The organism is Streptantibioticus silvisoli (assembly GCF_027947535.2).
Lineage (GTDB): Bacteria > Actinomycetota > Actinomycetes > Streptomycetales > Streptomycetaceae > Streptantibioticus_C > Streptantibioticus_C silvisoli.
The window spans coordinates 129,777-147,511 of sequence record NZ_JAAGKO020000013.1 but is presented as its reverse complement, the minus strand read 5'-3'; the positions used below and the strand labels follow the sequence as shown (position 1 = coordinate 147,511).

Genomic DNA, 17,735 nt, shown 5'->3' with positions numbered 1-17,735 from the left:
GCATCACATACACGGCCATACCAAGACGCAACCGAGCGGACCGGGCCAACGTCCCGATGCGGCACGGCGGTTGAGGTCCGGGCAGGTCACTCACCGTGACGCGCCACGCGATTGAATCATTTCAATCTCCCGCCCCGAGCACCGATGACCTGCGGTGCGTCCACCGGCGCCGGGGCACTCCCGCGCCCGGGGGAAACGTCACCCTGAGCAGGTGCCGGGGTCTGCCGTCCGCCCCGGAGCGCCGGCCGGGACTCCGCCGGGAGCCGGGACTTCCTGATGGCGTGTCAGACGCGGAGGGCGCGGTCGCGGATCGTACGCTGGGGCGGCGGCCCGGGGCACCTGGTGGGCGGCACCGGCGGCAGCCGTCGCCAGCCGGACGCCACCGTCACCGGCGCCGAGCGCGCCCCGGACCCTGCGCCGTCCCCCGTCACGACCCCGGAGGCGACCATCCAGCTCAGCTCACCGACGACTCCGGGCTCCGGGAAGCTCCCGCTGGCGGGCAGCTACCCCGCCGCCGTGGCGCTCGCGCTGCTGGCCCTGAGCCCCTTCCTGGTGCTCACCACGGCCGTCTCGCTCTTCCAGCCGCTGCTGATGCGGGAGCTGGACGCGACCCGGTTCGAGTTGCAGCTGACCTCGGGGCTGTCCAACGCCGGTTACGCGTTCGGCGCGGTCGTGGCGGCCGACCTGACCCTGCGGCTGGCCCGCCGGCACGTCTACCTGGTCTGCGAGGCGGGCTTCGTGGTCAGCTCGGTGCTGGCGCTGAGCGCGCAGGGCATCGCCCAGTTCATGGCCGGCGTCGTGCTTCAGGGGCTGTTCACCGGCATGCTGCTGGTCGTCGCGCTGCCGCCGCTGATCCTCGCGCACGGCATCGACCGGCTGCCGACCACCGCGTCCGTCATCAGCCTCGGGCTGTTCGGCATGGTGACCGCCGGGCCGGTGGTGGGCGGCCTGGTCGGCAGCATGGGCGGCTGGCGGCTGCTGTTCACCTCGGTCGCCGTGCTCGCGGCGACCGGGCTGACCGTCGGCGCGATGACGTTCGAGAAGAACGCTCCGCCCAACCGCCGCGCCGGTTTCGACTGGCTGGCCATCCCGCTCGCCCTCGGCGCCACCGTGCTGCCGTTCTTCGGCGTCTCATGGCTGTCGCGCGGCTCGTTCGAGCACCCCGCCTTCCTGGCGCCGGTCGTCGTCGGCCTGCTGATCGGCGTGTTCCTGGTGGTGGGCCAGTACCACAAGGCCAACCCGCTGATGCCGGTGCGGCCGATCAGCAACACCCTGCCGGTCACCGGCACCGTGAACGCGATGGTCGTCGGCGCCTCCTTCACCACCCTGCTGGAACTGGTGGAGATCTACCTGCTCCAGGTCTCGCACTGCTCGCCGGTGCGCACCGGCCTGCTCGTCGCCCCGCAGATCCTCGGGGTGGTGATCGCCGCCGCGCTGTTCCGCCGGACGGTGTCGACCCGCTTCACCCCCTACCTGGCGCTGTCCGGCCTCGTCAGCGTGTCGGTGGGCGCGGCCGTGCTGCTGTCGGTCACCGCCTCGAACTCCACCACCGTCGTGCCGGTCGCCGCCCTGTTCCTGGGCTACGGCGCCGGTGCCGGGGTGGCGCCGGGGCTGTTCCTGGCCGGTTTCTCGGTGTCGGCGGTGCAGATCGGTCCGACCTTCGCCCTGGTGGAACTGCTGCGGTCGGAGGCGGCGTTCCTGCTGGGGCCGATCCTGCTGCACCTGACGATGACCCGCGACACGATCGACCACGGCTTCCACCTCAGCGTGCTGATCACCCTGGTGGCCACCGTCGCCGTCGGGATCGCGCTGGTCGTGCTCTTCGTGCTCGGCGGTGCCCGCCCGGTCGCGCCCGACCTCGAAGCCTGGATGTCGGGCACCTCCACCGGCTACCACTCCCCCGCGCTGGCCGCCAGGCTCCGCAAACGGCACTGACCCGCCCCGCGCGGTGGACGGCCGGTCGGCCCGCGGTGCCGGTACGCGGCCGGTTCGTGTCTTGACGCGTTCGCCGGGTGGTCGTCTCCCTTGTCCGGCTGTCACGGGCGGCTCTACATTCGCCCGGCTCGGATCGGAAACAGGGACATCATCGGGCTCTGCCAAGGAGACGACCATGATCACTCGATCCACCGCGTCCCGGCTCGCCGTACTGGGAGCCGCCGCACTGCTGACAGCCGCCGGAGCCGGGGTCGCCGCGGCGGCCGTTCCGGACCCGGTGCCCGTCGGCCCGAACCAGTCCTTCAGCGGGACGGTCAACGGCCAGGCCACCTCGGCGGCGATAAGAACCGACTGCGGCGGCCCGATCGTCGTGGGCGAGACCGGGCACCCGGTCGCCGGGCAGTCCGTGGCGGCCGTACTCGGCGGCAGCAGCACCGCGCCCGGCGGCTACACCGGGACCGTGGGCCACTCGCTGCTGGTCACGCTCGACGCGGCGACCAGCACCGCCGACGGGGTGATCGGCACCACGACCAACTACTACGTGCCGCTCGCGATCCCGACCACCTTGACGGTGCCGTGCTCGGGCACCGGCACGGTCGTCTTCACCCCCGGCCCGACCAGTGCGACCGCCAGGGCGGCCACCGTCACGGTGGCCTTCCTCCCGGTGGGTGTGACCGCCGGGAACTGACCCGTGCGCCGCGGTTCCCGGTGCTCCCGCGCCGGGAACCGCGGCGCGTGCGACGTTCCGCGGCCGGCGCCTGTCCCGGCCGGCCGCCTGTGGGGTCACGCGCCCCCGGTCAGAGGCTGACGTCGGGGTGCAGGCGGGCGACGGACCACACGCGCCGGCGGCGCACGGCGAGGGTGGTCAGGCCGAGGAACAGCAGGGCGAAGCCCGCCAGGACGACGGCGTCGCGGACGAGGTGGGCGGGCGGGCCGCCGGAGATCGTGACGCGCAGTCCGTCCACCAGGTAGCTCATCGGCAGCAGGGGATGCAGGGCCTGGAAGAACCCCGGCGTGGTGGGCATCGGGTACAGGCCGCCGGACGCGGTGAGCTGGAGGATGAGCAGGACCAGCGAGACCACGTCGCCCGGCGTGCCCAGCGCGGTGCGCAGGCAGTGGTCGACGGCGGTGAACGTCGCCACCCCCAGGAGCAGCAGCAGGACGGTCGCGGCGGAGTGCACCGGGTTCAGGCCCAGGCACAGGTCGACGACGGTGTAGAGGACAAGGGCGCCGGCGCCGCCGAGGGTGGCGGCGGGCAGCCAGCCGGCGGCCGCGACGGACCAGGCCCTGGTACGGCCGGCCAGGGCGCGGGAGTTGACCGGGCGGAGCATCAGGTAGGCGAAGAGCCCGAAGACCCACAGGGCGATGCCGAAGAAGAACGGCGCCAGGCCCCGGCCGTACACGTTCGCGGGGTGCAGGTTGGACCGGCTGATGGCGACCGGGTTGCCGAGGGTGTGCGCGGCGCGGGCGACCTGGTCGGGATCGGTGGGCGGGATCCGGCCAAGGGCGTGGTCGACGGTGCCGGACAGCGTGTCGGCTGCGGTGTGGGCCTGGTCGGCGGCGCTGTTGAGGCTCTTGGAGCCCTGGTGCAGCGCGGTCATCCCGTTGCTGACCGTGGAGGATCCGGCGGCGACGCTGTGGCTTCCGGAGTCCAGCAGCCGCAGGGGGTCGTCGGCGCCGAGGACCTCGTTCTGCACGGTGGTGACGGAGCTCTGGACGGCCTTGGCCTCCTTCAGCGCCTGGTCGGCGGTGTCGGCTGCGGCGGCCGCGGTGCCGTCGGCCTTGCCCGCCTCGGTGTCGACGGTCTTCGCGTCCTTCAGCGCCTGCTGGTAGGCGGGGTTGCCGGCCAGCGTGCTGTCGCTGTCGCCCAGCGACTCCAGGCTGGCGACCGCCCGGGAGGTGTCGTGCTTGACCTGGGAGGTGCCGTCGTGGACGGAGGTCAGGCCCTGGTCGGCCAGGCTCGCCGCGGTCACCAGGGTGGCCGCGGCGGCGGGCAGTCGCTGGGCGGCCGCCTTGTCGAGGCTGCTGACGGCGCTGTCCAGTTCGCCGGTGGCGCGGGCGACCTGGGTTGCGCCGGAGGCGATCGTGGCGGAGCCGTCGCTGAGGTCGCCGGTGCCCGACACCAGCGCCGAACTGCCCTGCCCGGCGGTCCTCGTGGCCTGGACGAGGCCGTGCGCGCCCTTCGACGCGGTCGTCAACTGACTCTTGACGTCGGAGAGTTCACCGTAGATGGCCCGTACGTAGGCGGCGTGCGCGGCGGAGTCCACCTGGTCCTGGAGCTTGGTCTGCACGACCTCGGTCATGATGCCGGCGATGTAGTTGTTGGCGTCGTTCAGCTTCATCGTGATGCCGGCCCGCCGGGGGTGGTCGGTGCCGGCGGTCGCCAGGTCGGCGCTGAAGTCGTCGGGGATGCTGATGGTGAAGTAGTACTTCCCGCCCTCCAGGCCCTTCCTGGCGCTGTCCGCGTCGACGAAGTGCCAGTCGAAGGTGCCGGCCGCCTTGAGCTGCTGGACGACCTGGGTGCCGGCGTCGACGCGCTGGCCCTGCGGGCCGTGCGCGAGGTGGTCCTGGTCGACGACGGCGACCGGGATGTGGTCGGTCTTGCCGTAGGGGTCCCAGTTGGCCCACAGGTACATGCCGCCGTACAGCAGGGGGATCAGGCACAGCAGCGCGGGCACCAGGCGGCGCACCGGGCCGCGGAAGCGCCGCAGCTCCAGCCAGGCGAGTTTGAGGACGGTCACTGGGCTTCCCCGTTCACCACGTCGTGGCCGGCGGCCGTCGGCAGCCGGTCCCGGCTGAGCCGGGGCAGTTCGACCTCGTCGTCGCAGTCGTCGCACGCGGTGCCGGGGCGGTCGAGGGACCCGGCCAGGACGGTGCATCCGAGGTCCCGCACGGCCAGCACGCTGCGCCAGGCGGCGGTGCGCTGCTCGGCGGTGCACCCGCGGTCCACGTCGTCGACGACGATCGCGGCCGGGCGTTCGGCGGCGGTGAGGGCCAGGGCGAGCCGCAGGCCGTCCAGCGGTGCGAGGTCCTCGGCCAGGACGCGGTCGCGCAGCGTGAGCCCGAGCCGTTCGGCGGTCTCCTCGATGTCCGCCCGGGTCACCCCGCGGGCCAGCCAGCAGCGTTCCGCGACGAGTTCGCCGACCCGGAGCCGGCCTTCGAGCCCGACGGCGGGCTCGGCGCGGGCCACGGCCACCAGCGCCGCCGCCCGGCGCCGGGCGGCGGGTATCTCGTGCGGCCCGACGCGTATCGTGCCGGCGGCCAGCCGCATGCGGCCGGCGAGCGCCAGCAGCAGTGACGTGCGCCCCGAGCCGGCCGGTCCGTGCACCGACAGCAGTCCGCCGGCCGGCACCTGCGCGTCCACACCCTCGAACACCGCGCCGCGCGGCCCGCGTACCGCCAGGCCGCGCGCGGAGATCTCGACACCGTCCACCGTCATCTACCGTTCGCTCTCATCTACTGAACGGTAACCTGATCGTCCGACTTCAATCCCCCCGGGGGCGGGCCGGGTCGTGCGGCGCCCGGGCCAACGCGGTCCGCCGCCCCGGCCGGGGGCCGGGACGGCGGACTTCAGGCGGTGGTGCCGGCCGCCCCGCCGCGCCCGTGCTGTGCGGCGCGGCGGGTGACGGTCACAGGGACTCGGGGTGTCCCGCGAGGCCCGTGCCGTGGACGATGGAGGCGGTTCCGCTGGGGAAGACCTCGAAGTCCGACAGCTGTCCGGCGCTCCACCCGGTGTTGGCGGTGATGTTCAGCCGCAGGTAACGCGCCGTGGTGGCGTTGAAGGTGATGGTGACGGTGTTGTTGTTGGCGCTGGGGTCGAAGGTGTAGCCGGCCGAGCCCACGATGGTCGAGAAGTTCGAACCGTCGGTGGAGCCCTGCACGGACAGGGTCTGGGTGCGGGTGCCCCAGGCGGTGGACGGCGGCAGCTTCAGCGTGACCTTGCCGACGCTGTAGTTCTGGCCGAGGTCGACCTGCGCCCACTGCGGGAAGGAGCCGTTCTGGCTCTCCCAGTAGGTGGAGGGGTCGGAGTCGGTGAAGTTCGAGGCGACGTAGGGGCTGTTGCTCGAACTGGCCGACGCCGGCCTGCCGGCCGCGATGTTGGTGGTGCTGCCGATGCCGCTGCCGCTGAGCGCGGCGGTGGTCGGGCTGTTGTTGGCGTTGCTGGTCACCGTCAGCGTGCCGGTGCGGGCACCGGAGGTGGTCGGCTTGAACGTGACGTTGACCGTGCAGGAGGCGCCGACCGCGATGGTGGAGCAGTTGTTGGTCTGGCTGAAGTCACCGGTCGCCGCGACGCCGGAGACGGTCGCCGAGGCGGTGCCGGAGTTGGTGACCGTGATCTTCTGCGCGGCGGCCGAGGAGCCGACGACCGTGCTGGGGAAGGACAGGCTGGACGGGCCGGCGGTCAGCACCGGGCCGGGCGCGGTGCCGGTTCCGGACAGCGCGACGGTGTCGGTGACCCCGCCGGCGTTGACCGTCAGGCTGCCGCTGCGGGCACCGGTGGTGGTCGGCTTGAAGGTGACGCTGACCGTGCACGAGCCGTTCGCCGCGATGGACGAGCCGCAGGTGTTGGTCTGCGCGAAGTCACCGCTGGCGGCGATGGAGGAGACCGACGCGGCCGAGCCGGTCGGGTTGGAGACGGTCACGGTCTGCGCGGAGCTGGTCGTACCGTTCACGACCGAGCCGAAGTTGAGCGCGCCGGGGTTGGTCGTGACGGAGGACGGCGGGTAGGGCGGGAAGACCGGGGTCGGCCAGGGACCGCAGAACGGGGTGCCGCTGATGCCGGAGTTGCCGCCGCCGTCGGTGACGGTGAAGTTGCCGCCCTCGCAGTTGTAGACGGGCGAGGACGCGCCGACCCCGGTGGCGGTGACGCCGGTGAAGGTCGCCGCGCCGCCGGTCTGCTCCTGAAGGGCGAAGGTGCCGGTGCCGGCGATGGTGACGTTGTTGAGCGAGATGCCGCTGACGGTGCCCTCGACCCACTGGACGCCCTCGTAGGGGCTCTGCTCGATCAGCGCGTTGGACACGTTGACCGGGCCGGTGATGGAGCCCTGGCTGCCGTCGAACCACAGGGCGCCGACGCCGAACTGCCAGTTCGGGTCGAGGTCGCCGTCGCGGATCATGGTGTTGTTGGAGACGGTGGTGAGGCCGACCGGGGTGGAGGTGAAGCGCTGCGCCACCGTGATGCCGCCGCCCTGGTTGATCCCGGTGTCCTCCACCAGGTTGCCCGAGACGGTGTTGTCGTGGCCGCCGTAGATCGCGATGCCGTTGGCGAGCATCTGGAGCTGGACGGTGTTGTTGGAGATGGTGTCGTTGGCGTCGGCGCCCAGGCTGGAGTCGGCCCAGGTGGCGATGCCGTCGTCACCGGTGTTGCGGATGTCGCTGTTGGTGACCTTGGAGTTGGTCACGCCGCCGTGGAAGTTGATGCCGTCCGCGGTGGTGTCACGGATCCGCATGCCGGAGAAGGTCAGGCCGTCCATCGGCCCGTCCATCCAGGCGCCGACCTTGTCGTGCTCGATCCAGATGTTCGAGACGGTCGAGCTGCTCATCGCGCCGCCGATCCCGTTGACCTGGGCGCTGTCGTCCCGCTCCTGGACGTTGCCGAAGATCGCGAAGTTCTGCAGGTGCACGTTGGTGCTCGGCGACGGAGCGGAGTTGCCGTAGAACCCCGGCGCCGCACCGGTCACCGTCGAATACCACATGCCGGCACCGGCGATGGTGACGTTGTTGACCGCGATGTGGCCGGGGATGTTGTACGTGCCCGGCGGAATCCACACCGTGCCGCCCGAACCCGCCGCCGCGATCGCCGCGTTGAACGCGCTCGTGGAGTCGGCCACGCCGCTGGAGTCGGCACCCTTACTGGTCACCGACACCGAGCCCGCGGGCTGCGGCAGCGCCGCGCCGACCTGCTCGAAGTCCGCGAAGTCGATCGTGTACGACGAGGCGGTGTCGCCCGCGTCGACCTGGAGCTTGAACGTCGTACCGGCCGGGTACGTCGTGCTGAACAGCCGGTGCACCTCGTCGAAGAAGTGGTGCTGGGTGCCGCTGCTGGGGGTGTTGGTGAACGGGTAGCTGCCGTAGTACCAGCTGTAGGCGTTCGTCAGGCTGAAGTCGGACTGCTTCGTGCCGTTGACGTACAGCGACAGCGGAGCGTTGTACACCGAGCCGTCCGAGGTGTCCGGGATGCTGTACCGGAAGTCGATCGAGTTGGTGGCGACCGGCGTGGTGAACGTGACGTACTTGCCACTGCCGCTCAGCGTCACCGCCTTGCGGCCCGACGCCTCGTCGGCCAGCTGGCCCTGGGCGTAACTCGGGCCGATGACCGACCCGTTGGTGGCCGCACTCTCCGCCTGAACCTCGACGTAGGGCAGGGACGCGCCGTTGCCGCCGGTGGCGGTGGCGGCGGACGCCGGCTGGCCGGCCAGGGCGAAGGCGCCCCCGGTGACCAGCAGCGCTGCGGTGGCGACCGAGGCGAGTCTTCGCCTGAGGTCTCTCGCGGGCTTGAACACCTACTCCTCCTAGTGAACACGGAATGCCAACCCGCGTCACGGCACGGCCCGTCAGGCCGGGTGCAGCGGAACGAGGACGCGGGGACGGCGAGCGCTACCGGGGTGGAACTCGAACCCTCGCCGCCCCCGGGGGGACGGCGCGGTGGTGCGTCCCGGGCTGTTCGGCTCGGGCGGGCGGGACGGGCGATGCAAGGGGACCGTAGCCTCGTTGACATTGCGGCGCAATATCCTGACAGAAAGATGAGGAATCCCGTCTGTCGTCGCGCAAGATCCACATGACGCCCGAATCGCCGTGATGTGGGTCACGCCCGGCGGAGCGGGTCGGCGTCCCGCCGGGCGGGTCACTGCCGCGGTCGCCCTCAGGGTCGGCGGCACGCCCGCCGCCGCGGTCGGCGAAGCCCGTGATCGCGGTCGGTGGCAGCCCGCCGCCGCGGTCGGCGGCACGTACCGGGCGGGGCAGCGGCACCGGGACGCACCGGCGCACCGGCACCGGCCGGGGACGCCTGCGGCGAGGCCGATCGGCGGGATCGGCGGGGTCGGCGGGGTCGGCGGCCGGAGACGATGGCGGGCACGGTGGCCGCAGCCACGGCAACGGGATGCCGCTCCGCCGCCTCGGCGTCCTCACCGGCCTGCCGGCCGCCGGTGTCGCCAAGACCCCGGATTCCGCCTCCTGACGATCCGTTGCCCCGGTGGCGGTGGTTCTTTCCCGCCACGGTCGACAGCCCTTTTCCGCTGCCGGCCGTTCAGCGCGAAACGATCCACCGACCGACGGCGGGAATCATTTCGAGCGAGGGTCGGCCTTTCGGGCGGCGGCCTGGAACGGGCTTTCGGGCGATGGTCCGGAGCAGTGCCGTCCGCCGGCCCGGGTCGGCGGACGGGCGAATTGCTCCGGGCCGCGACCGGGTTCGGACGGTCACCGCGGCGGCCGGCGCGAAGTTCTTCTGGCGTTGGTGTGCATGCTCCGTGAAAGCCGGGGAAGACGCCTGGTCAGGAGGTTGATAACCATGGGTGCTCTGCTTTTGGTTCTGCTGTTGGCCCTGATTCTCGGGGGCGTCGGTTTCGCGGTACACATTCTGTGGTGGGTCGCGATCATCGTGCTGGTGGTGTGGGTGCTCGGATTCTTCTTCCGTAGCGCCGGATCCGGCGGCTCGCGTGGACGTTGGTACCGATGGTGAACTTATGACGGCGGCAAAGGCTGGGGGCGGTGTCTTTCGGACACCGCCCCCAGCCTTGTGCACGCCCAGCCATATCCGCGCCCGTTTCGGGCAGAAGCACCTTGTGCGGTCGGCGGCCCCGCCCCTTCGGGGGCGCATCACCTCCCGGGGCCCCGACCGCACTCCGCTGCGCCGCCCCGCGATCCCGCCCGGGGTCCGTCCCCGGTCCGTCCCCGGCCGCCCGCAACGTCCCTGCGGCGCGCGCCGCCCCGGACACGCAGGTGCCGCCGGCGGTGGGCAACCGCCGACGGCGTCCGGGGGGCCGGGTCGTCAGGCCGGGATCGTTGTCGTCCGGCCGGGATCGTCGGGCCAGGGTCGTGGTCGTCCGGCCCGCGTCGTCGGACCGGACCGGGGTCGTCCGGCCAGGGCCGGTGTCGTCGGGCCCGGGGGCCGGGGTCGTCAGGCCGGGGTGGGGTCGGGCTCGGGTTCGGCGGTGGGGGTGGGTGCGGGGGTGAGGGAGATGAGTCTGCGGGCGATCATCAGCGCGGTGTCGATGTCACGGGTGCCGGTGGTGACGCAGAGCGTGTAGGCCGCGTCGTTCATCTGCTGGCGGGTCTCGGCGGTACCGGTGGCGGAGTAGGCGGCGCGACGGTCCTCGAAACGCTGGACCAGTCCGCGCAGGATCGTGGGGCGCGGTTGCAGCAGCATGGGGGGCTCCTTGCGTGCGGCTGGAAGTACGGACCGCGACCGGATGTCGCGGCGGCCTTTCGGCGCGGCCCGGTGTCCCGGGCGGGAGCGCGGCCCGGCGTCGGTGGCGGGGCGCGGCAGGGGGCGCGGCGTCGTCGTCGACGGCCGCGGCGGGGTCTCGCGGATGCGGTGGCGGCCCGGCGTCGGTGACGGGGCGCGGCGGGAGCGGGAAGTCGGGGTGGCGGTGCTGCTCAGTCCTTGGGCAGCAGGCCGTTACGCAGTGTACGCAAGGTGTTGCTCAGCAGCCGGGAGATGTGCATCTGGGACAGGCCGAGTTCGGCGCCGATCTCGGCCTGGGTCAGGTCGGCGCTGAACCGCAGGGCGAGGATGCGGCGCTCGCGGTCCGGCAGCTTGTCGATGAGCGGCTTGAGGGCGGTGAGGTTCTCCACGCCCTCGTAGGCGGGGTCGTCGAAGCCGATCCGCTGGGTCCAGGCGGTGCCCTCGTCGTCCTCGTCGCCGACCTGGGCGTCGATGGAACCGGCGGTGTAGGCGTTCGAGGCGACCTGCGCCTCGATGACCGCCTCCTCGTCGATGCCGAGGTGGGCGGCGAGTTCGGCGACGGTCGGGGACCGGTCGAGTTCGGCGGCGAGCAGGTCGGTCGCCTTGGCCAGGTCGATCCGCATCTCCTGAAGGCGGCGCGGCACGTGCACGGCCCAGCTGGTGTCGCGGAAGAAGCGCTTGATCTCACCGACGATCGTCGGCATGGCGAAGGTGACGAACTCGGTGCTGTAGTCCAGGTCGTAGCGGTCGACGGCCTTGATCAGCCCGATGGTGCCGACCTGGAGGATGTCCTCCATCTGCTCCGACCGGTTGCTGAACCGCTTGGCGGCGAACCGCACCAGCGTCATGTTCAGCTCGATCAGCGTGTTGCGGACGTACTGGTACTCCTGCGTGCCCTCCTCCAGGGCCCCGAGCCGCTGGAACAGGGTCCGCGACACCTCGCGGATCTCGGAGACCGGCACCTTGCCGCCGAGCACCGGCGGAACGGGTGGGACCGGCGAACCCGGCGAGACCGTCCGGACCGCTTCGGTACGGGGGGACGACACCGCGTCGAGGTGCAGCGGTTCGGCAGTGGGCTGCGCAGTCTGGATGGACATGATCACTCCCGAGGTTCGCCGGCTGGCAATGCCGCTTCTACCCTCTCTTACGCGCTTAAACATTGTCATACGACAGCTGTCGCTTGTTGTACGACGGAGTGACGCCGCCGGGTGGCCCGGCGTTCACCGTCACGCCGGAGCCACTACCCGGACAGGGCCCCGGCGTCGCACCGGTGGCCCGGGCTGTCCCCGTGCGGCGTAGCGGTGCGGTCGTATCCCGCCGTCCGCGTCGGCGGCGGCGTCCGCGTCGGCGGCGGGCGGCGGTGGCGGGTGGTGGGTGACCGGTGGCGGTGGCGGGCGGGTTGCGGCGCGACCGCGACGCGTACGTGCGTTGCTCGGGGCGGCCCTCGGCCGGGTGCCCGGGAGCGGTGGCGCCGCGGTACGCGGTCCCGAAGCAGGCGGGCGGGTGCTCAACGGAAGACGACCTCCCAAGGCCGCAGGTGATGGGCCAGCTCGCCGGGCGGGAGAACGGCGTCCTCGCCGGGACCGTCGCCGAGCGGCTCGGTCTGCGAGGTGAAGCAGTCGACGGCGGCCCGCTTGCGTTCCCGCAGCGCGGGCGACAGCGGCAGCCGGCACGCGCGGTGCCACGGGACGCGTTCGTCCTGCGGAGCCGCCCAGTGCCACATCCACACCGGGTACTGCACGAGCGGTACGGCGGCGGCCCGGGCGGCCTCGACCGCGGCCCGCCCGGCCGCCTCGTGGTCGGCGTGCACGTCACCGGTCCACGGGGCCGCGCACAGGGCGGCGCCCTCCAGCAGGGGCGTCAGCAGCCGGACGAGTTCCTCCTCGTGCGCCGCCACGCCGGTGTCCGGCAGGGCCAGCCGGGTGACCGTGACCGCCGCCGTCGCGCCGAGCGCGGCCAGGGCGTGCCCGGTCTCGGCGGTCCTGCGGCCGGCCAGCCCGGCCGCCAGCGGGTGGCCGGCCGGGTGGGAGGCCTCACCGTCGGTGACCGCCACCAGGCGCAGGTCCACCCCGCGGTCGGCCAGTTCGGCCATGGCACCGCCGAAGCCCAGCACCTCGTCGTCGGGGTGCGCGGCGACCACGACCACCCGGCCGGCCGCCGGAAGCTCGAACGCGGGCAGCCCGGCGAGCACCGGCCAGGCCCGCCAGACCTCCTCCGGGGTGCCCGGCGCCTGGATGGGGTCACGCGGGGGCGGCGTCATCGCGGCCCGCCGGCGGTGGGGGTACCTCCGGTGGTGCGGCGTGGGGGTCCTGCTGCTTCTCCGGAGGGTCCGTCCACGTCTTCGGGGAGTCCGTCCGCGTCCTCGGGGGGACCGTCCGCGTCCTCGGGGGAACGGCGCGAGCCACTGTCTGCGGCACCGGGGCGGCGGTCCGCACCGCGAGGCAGTCCGTCTGCGGCACCGGCACCGGCACCCACGATGGCGTCGCGCGTGCCGTCCGCGTCAGCCGGGCGGCCGTCCGCGTCACGCCGACCCCCGTCCGCCTCGCCGGTGCCAGTGCCCACTCCGTCCGCGCCGCCGGAGGCACCCGCCTCGAAGGCCGCGCCGGTGCCGTCCGCGGAAGGTGTCGCGCTGGCGGCCAGCAGTCCGCCGAGTTCGGCCAGGTTGCGTTCGGCGTGGTGCTGGCGGATGTAGACGGTCAGGTCGGCGACCCGGGTGGCGTGATCCAGGTCGTGGCACAGCGGTTCGGCGCCCAGGGCCCGTCCGACCCGGGTCAGCACGCTCGCGCACGCCTCCTCCACCAGGCCGCGCACCCGCAGGCTCCGCAGTCGCGCACCGCCCTCGCGGTCGAGCGGGTCGGCGTCGATGTCGGCCGCGGCGCGTTCCAGGATCACCCCGATGGCGTACAGGTCCAGGTCCACGTGCCCCAGGTGGGCCGCGGCGTGCGGGTCGGGCCGGCGGGTCCGGGCCGCGGCGAGCAGGGGGTCGGCGACACCCCGGGCGCCGCCGTACCAGCAGGCCGCCACGCCGATGCCGCCGTGCTGGAAACCGGGCCGCCGCAGGTACGCCTCCACCTCGCCGACCGCCTCGGCCGGTGCCCGGTCGAACCGCACGTCCGGCGTGTCGCTGCCGGCCATCCCGATCGCCTGCCAGGTCCCCGGCACCGGTTCGCAGCCGCCGGCGTCCACCGCCACCCGGAACAGCCGGCGGCCGTCCGGCGCGGACGCGGTCACCAGGGCGTGCGTGCAACTGGAGGCGCCGGAGCAGTACCGCTTGACCCCGTCGAGCCGCCAGCCGCCGGGCACCGGTGCGGCGGTCAGGGTGTGCCCCGGGGGCTCGGCCGCCCACACCCCCCACCGCTCCCCCGGCGCGGGCGGCGGGTGGCCCAGTTCGGCCAGGATCGCCGCCGCGTCGACGTGCCCCTCGTACAGCCGGGCGAGCGACAGGTCCCCGCGCGCGATCTCGGCGAGCCGCCCGAACCGGGTCCCCGTCCGGCCTCCGCCCGGCAGGGGCAGCGTTCCCCCGTCGCCGGACACCAGGGCGGCGAACCGCTCACCGGTCCGCCGCCGGAGCGCCGCCGGGTCGAAACCGCCGACCGTCGCGAGTGCGGACGGCGGATCAGTGGGTCGCGTCATCAGCCACTCCTGCGGCAGGGATGTCGGGACGTCGGAATCGGGAGGCGCGAGTGCGCCGTGCGGAACACCGGACGAACCACTCTTACCCCGGCTTCGCCTCTGCGCACGTCAGGGAGGGCGAAGCCGGATTCACGACGGGAGCCGGACACCGCGCGAACCCGGAGCCGGTACGGGGATCGGACCCGGTGCGGGGGCCGGCCCGGGTGCGGGCGCGCGGCCCGGCGCGGGAGAAGCCCCGGCGCGGGAGGGGCCGCCCCTACAGGAGTCGGACCCGGCGCGGGCACGCGGCCCGGGGCGGGGAGGCGCCCCGTACCCGGGAAAGGGCCCCCGGACAGGAGCCGGGCTCAGTGCAGGATGCTGACGGCGCGGGCGATCACCAGGAGTGAGGTGAGCAGGGCCGCGACGCTCTGGACGCTCATCATCAGTTTGGCGCGGGTGGACAGCGGCATGGTGTCGGTCGGGCTGAAAGCGGTGGAGTTGGTCACCGACACGTACAGGTAGTCCACCAGCGTGGGGACCCAGTCGGAACGGCCGCTGGAGCCGTCGGCCACCTCCTGCACGGCGTCGTCGTTCTCGTCCTGCGAGAAACGGAAGTCGGCCAGCGGCAGGTCCTCACGGGAGGTCTGGGTACGGCTGACCGGACCGCCCCGGTCGAGTTCCCAGTAGGCCAGGCCGAAGACGATGACGTTGGTGAGCCAGACCTGGAGGGCGGCCGTCAGCAGCGAGTGCCCGTCCTTGACCTGGGCGGAGACCAGTTCGTGGATCAGGATGCCCAGGGCGACGAGATTGCTCGCGGCGATGATCAGCACGAGCGCCAGCGACAGCGTGCGGGAGGCCCGGGTCTGGCGGGTCAGCCGCCTGGGGTTGATCGCGATCAGCGGCACCAGCAGCAGCACCTCCAGCGCGGGCAGCAGATAGCGCGGCGCGATCAGCAGCCGCTGCGGCAGGGCCAGGTAGAGCAGGACGGCGACCAGGACCGCGAGCACCGCTGGCAGCCGGGGCTCCCCGCGCCGGGCGTACCGCGGGTGTCTGAACCGGGCGTCCGTGCCGCGGCTGGTCGTCATATCCTCTGTCTCCCTCTCCGGCTGCCCCGGACGCGTACGGACCGGGGCCCGGGGTGACCGGCGCCGTCGGCCTTCGTCGACGGACCCGAAGCGTTGCGTCGGCCTTTGCCGACGCACCACAGTGTTCACCGCCCGCCTGCCCCGCGAGCGGCGACATAGCGGGGGCGGGGCGGCCGGTCCCGCTCGTGCCGGTTCCGCCGGGAAAGCCCGGGTAGCCGTCACCGGGTGACGACAGATGACGAGACGACCGACGGCCCCGCCCAGGAGCGGGACGGTGAGACGCGCAAGACGGTGTGGGTGGCGCTCGGCGCCAACCTGCTGATCGCCGTCGCCAAGCTGGCCGGCGGCCTGATCGCCGGCTCCCCCGCCCTGCTGTCGGAGGCCGCGCACTCGGTGGCCGACAGCCTCAACGAGGTCTTCCTGCTGGCGTCGCTGAAACGCAGCCGGCGGCCGGCCGACGCGATTCACCCGTTCGGCTACGGCAAGGAGCGTTTCTTCTGGTCGCTGATCGCCGCCGTCGGGATCTTCGTCACCGGTGGCTGCTTCTCGTTCTTCCAGGGCGTCCAGGCGCTGCGCTCCGGCAGCGAGGAGTCGACCACCGGCTACGTGGTGGGGCTCGCGGTGCTGGTGGCCGCGCTGTTCGCCGAGGGCACCTCGCTCGCCCGGGCGCTGACGCAGGTCGCCGCGGAGGCCCGGGCCGGCGGCCGGAGCCTGCTCGCCGCGGTCCGGGCGGGCGACGACCCCGCGCTGCGGACCGTGGTGGCCGAGGACAGCGCCGCGTGCGTCGGCGTGCTGCTGGCGATCGCGGGCATGGCGCTGCACATGGCCACCGGTGACTCGGTGTTCGAGGCGGTGGCCTCGCTGCTGATCGGCGTCCTGCTGGTGTACGTCGCGTACACCCTGGGCCGCAGCGCCAAGGACCAGCTCATCGGCGAGGCGGCCGACCCGGAACTGCAACGGCGCATCCGGGACTTCCTCGACGAGCAGCCGGAGATAGACGCCGTCGCCGCCGCCCTGACGATGCGGCTGGCCCCCGACTCCCTGATGCTGGCCGCCCGCGTCGACCTGGTACCGGGCGTCGACAGCGAGGACGTGGAGGACGCGCTGGTACGGATCAAGCGGGCGCTGCGTGCGGAGTGCCCGACCGTGGACCAGATCTTCCTGGACGTTACCGACGCCTCCGAGGAGGACCGGTCCCACGCCGCGAAGGTCCGCGCGAACCTCGACCGCGCGGTGGAGGAACAGCGCTGAGCGGGGAGGGTAGGCGCTGAGCGGGGGTGCCGGCGCTCAGCGGGAGGTGCCGGGGACCAGCGGGAGGTGCCGGCGCCGAGCGGTACGAGCGGCCGGGTAGCGGTCGCGGCCGGGTCGTGTCCTGCGCGGCGGCGCTCCCACCCCGTTCAATGCCCGGCGGGCTCCGGGCCGGACGGACGCGGCGCCGGTCACGCCACCGTCACCCTCACCGTCGCGTCCCCACGACCACGCCGGACGGACGCGGCGCCGCTCACGCCACCGTCACATCAGCACGACCACGCCGGACGGACGGCGCCGCGATCGCCGCGGGCCCCGCAACCCCGCAACCCCGCAGCCCCGCCGGCAGCCACGTCCAAGCCGCGCCGCGCTCCCCCGGCGGAACCGAGCACCTCGGGGCGTCACGGACAATGGAGCGGTGGACGAGTTCGAGCAGGCGTACGCGCGGGCGCTGGGCGCCGGGGGCGGTGAGGCGGAGGTGGACGCGGCGGCGTCGGTGCTGGCCGCCGGGGGCGACGGGTGGGACGCGGTCGCGGAACGGACCGCCGGACGCGTCACGCGGGAGTGCGCGGCGCGCGGCTGGGGCGCGGCGGATCTGGTGCGGATGGCCGGGCGGGAGTTGACCGTAAGGCACCAGCGGCTGGCCGAGGAGCTCGAACGCGGCGGCGCCCTCGGGGAGTTCGCGCGGCACGAGCGGCTGGACCGGTTCTCCGCGGCCGGCGTCCTGGTGGAGTTGCTGTGCCTGTACGGCCGGCTCCCGCGCATCACCGCCCCCACCCCGCCGAGGACGGCACCGGCCGGCGAGGGGTCGAAGGTGCTCGGCCGCATCCGGGCGCTGCTGGCCAAGGCGGAGTCGACCGGCTTCCCGGAGGAGGCCGAGGCGCTGTCGGCCAAGGCCCAGCAGCTCATGGCCCGGCACAGCATCGACGAGGCGCTGCTCGGCGCGGACCGGCCCGGCGGCGGTCCCGGCACCCGCCGGATCGGGGTGGACCGCCCGTACGAGGGACCGAAGGCGTTGCTGCTCGACGCGGTGGCCTCGGCGAACCGGTGCGAGACGGTCTGGTCCGCCGATTTCGGCTTCTCCACGGTCGTCGGCCACGAGCCCGACCTGGACGCCGTCGAACTGCTCTACACCTCGCTGCTCGTCCAGGCCGACCACGCCCTGCACCGCGGCCCGTCGCGGCGCCGGGACTTCCGCGAGTCGTTCCTGATCGCCTACGCCGCCCGGATCCGCGACCGCCTGACCGCCGCGGCCGGCGCCGAGGTGGCCGCCCGCGACGACACCGACGCGCTGCTGCCCGCGCTGGCCGCCCGCGACCTCGCCGTCCGCGACACCACGCGCCGCCTGTTCCCGGCCACGACGACCTCCCGCCTCAAGGGCCGCGACGCGCAGGGCTGGCAGGAGGGCGAGACGGCCGCCGACGGCGCACGGCTGTGAGCGACCGCCGGGC

General features: G+C 73.5%; 12 protein-coding genes and 1 pseudogene. 5 read left to right on the top strand and 8 right to left on the bottom strand.

Annotation, left to right across the window (positions count from 1 at the left end; all coding sequences use genetic code 11):
* Positions 1-276: 276 nt before the first annotated feature.
* Together POF43_RS11980 and POF43_RS11975 are read left to right on the top strand one after the other, a co-directional pair.
* The gene (locus tag POF43_RS11980) at positions 277-1,935 is read left to right on the top strand and encodes an MFS transporter (protein WP_271323167.1); all 1,659 of its coding nucleotides are present in this window, start codon (positions 277-279) and stop codon (positions 1,933-1,935) included.
* Between the two features lie 175 nt (positions 1,936-2,110).
* Positions 2,111-2,623: a hypothetical protein gene (locus POF43_RS11975; protein WP_271314035.1), complete on the top strand. Its 513-nt coding sequence runs from the start codon at positions 2,111-2,113 to the stop codon at positions 2,621-2,623.
* 109 nt (positions 2,624-2,732) lie between these two features.
* On the opposite strand, the gene POF43_RS11970 is transcribed toward POF43_RS11975, so the two are convergent.
* The 3 genes from POF43_RS11970 to POF43_RS34865 form a co-directional block, all read right to left on the bottom strand.
* Positions 2,733-4,676 carry a YhgE/Pip family protein gene (locus POF43_RS11970; RefSeq protein ID WP_271323166.1) on the bottom strand — a complete coding sequence of 648 codons (1,944 nt, stop codon included), beginning with the start codon at positions 4,674-4,676 and terminating at the stop codon, positions 2,733-2,735.
* Complete coding sequence (locus POF43_RS11965) at positions 4,673-5,374, bottom strand: ATP-binding cassette domain-containing protein (RefSeq protein ID WP_271314033.1); 702 nt, start codon at positions 5,372-5,374, stop codon at positions 4,673-4,675. The genes POF43_RS11970 and POF43_RS11965 overlap by 4 nt, the downstream gene beginning before the upstream one ends.
* Before the next feature lie 190 nt (positions 5,375-5,564).
* Positions 5,565-8,438, bottom strand: a complete 2,874-nt coding sequence (locus POF43_RS34865; RefSeq protein WP_282704547.1) for a choice-of-anchor D domain-containing protein — start codon at positions 8,436-8,438, stop codon at positions 5,565-5,567.
* 1,004 nt (positions 8,439-9,442) lie between these two features.
* On the opposite strand from POF43_RS34865, the gene POF43_RS11955 reads away from it, so the two are divergent.
* Positions 9,443-9,613, top strand: coding sequence for a DUF5670 family protein (locus tag POF43_RS11955; protein ID WP_271318784.1), 171 nt, complete (start codon positions 9,443-9,445; stop codon positions 9,611-9,613).
* Positions 9,614-10,051: 438 nt separating this feature from the next.
* Here POF43_RS11955 and POF43_RS11950 read toward each other — a convergent pair whose 3' ends face one another.
* The 5 genes and pseudogenes from POF43_RS11950 to POF43_RS11930 all read right to left on the bottom strand — a co-directional run bounded on the left by POF43_RS11950 (position 10,052) and on the right by POF43_RS11930 (position 15,036).
* The gene (locus POF43_RS11950) at positions 10,052-10,300 is read right to left on the bottom strand and encodes a DUF5133 domain-containing protein (RefSeq protein ID WP_308217246.1); all 249 of its coding nucleotides are present in this window, start codon (positions 10,298-10,300) and stop codon (positions 10,052-10,054) included.
* A 230-nt stretch (positions 10,301-10,530) separates the two neighbouring features.
* Positions 10,531-11,436, bottom strand: coding sequence for an RNA polymerase sigma factor SigF (locus tag POF43_RS11945; protein ID WP_271325911.1), 906 nt, complete (start codon positions 11,434-11,436; stop codon positions 10,531-10,533).
* Between the two features lie 410 nt (positions 11,437-11,846).
* Positions 11,847-12,599 carry a PIG-L deacetylase family protein gene (locus tag POF43_RS11940; RefSeq protein ID WP_271315476.1) on the bottom strand — a complete coding sequence of 251 codons (753 nt, stop codon included), beginning with the start codon at positions 12,597-12,599 and terminating at the stop codon, positions 11,847-11,849.
* Positions 12,600-12,967: 368 nt separating this feature from the next.
* Positions 12,968-13,972, bottom strand: a pseudogene (locus POF43_RS11935) (acyl-CoA dehydrogenase family protein); the annotation flags it as partial.
* 344 nt (positions 13,973-14,316) lie between these two features.
* Complete coding sequence (locus POF43_RS11930; RefSeq protein WP_271323971.1) at positions 14,317-15,036, bottom strand: hypothetical protein; 720 nt, start codon at positions 15,034-15,036, stop codon at positions 14,317-14,319.
* A 225-nt stretch (positions 15,037-15,261) separates the two neighbouring features.
* Here POF43_RS11930 and POF43_RS11925 point away from each other — a divergent pair, with 225 nt between their 5' ends.
* Positions 15,262-16,287 (top strand): cation diffusion facilitator family transporter, encoded by a 1,026-nt coding sequence (locus tag POF43_RS11925; RefSeq protein ID WP_271315474.1) that lies wholly within the window; start codon positions 15,262-15,264, stop codon positions 16,285-16,287.
* 415 nt (positions 16,288-16,702) lie between these two features.
* Positions 16,703-17,722 carry a DUF2786 domain-containing protein gene (locus POF43_RS11920; protein WP_271323970.1) on the top strand — a complete coding sequence of 340 codons (1,020 nt, stop codon included), beginning with the start codon at positions 16,703-16,705 and terminating at the stop codon, positions 17,720-17,722.
* Positions 17,723-17,735 lie beyond the last annotated feature (13 nt).

Bases quoted from the DNA above. Each gene is read 5' to 3' on its own strand.
- POF43_RS11975 (WP_271314035.1), top strand. From the start codon at position 2,111: ATGATCACTCGATCCACCGCGTCCCGGCTCGCCGTACTGGGAGCCGCC.
- POF43_RS11980 (WP_271323167.1), top strand. From the start codon at position 277: ATGGCGTGTCAGACGCGGAGGGCGCGGTCGCGGATCGTACGCTGGGGC.
- POF43_RS11930 (WP_271323971.1), bottom strand. From the start codon at position 15,036: ATGACGACCAGCCGCGGCACGGACGCCCGGTTCAGACACCCGCGGTAC.
- POF43_RS11965 (WP_271314033.1), bottom strand. From the start codon at position 5,374: ATGACGGTGGACGGTGTCGAGATCTCCGCGCGCGGCCTGGCGGTACGC.
- POF43_RS11940 (WP_271315476.1), bottom strand. From the start codon at position 12,599: ATGACGCCGCCCCCGCGTGACCCCATCCAGGCGCCGGGCACCCCGGAG.
- POF43_RS11950 (WP_308217246.1), bottom strand. From the start codon at position 10,300: ATGCTGCTGCAACCGCGCCCCACGATCCTGCGCGGACTGGTCCAGCGT.
- POF43_RS11945 (WP_271325911.1), bottom strand. From the start codon at position 11,436: ATGTCCATCCAGACTGCGCAGCCCACTGCCGAACCGCTGCACCTCGAC.
- POF43_RS11955 (WP_271318784.1), top strand. From the start codon at position 9,443: ATGGGTGCTCTGCTTTTGGTTCTGCTGTTGGCCCTGATTCTCGGGGGC.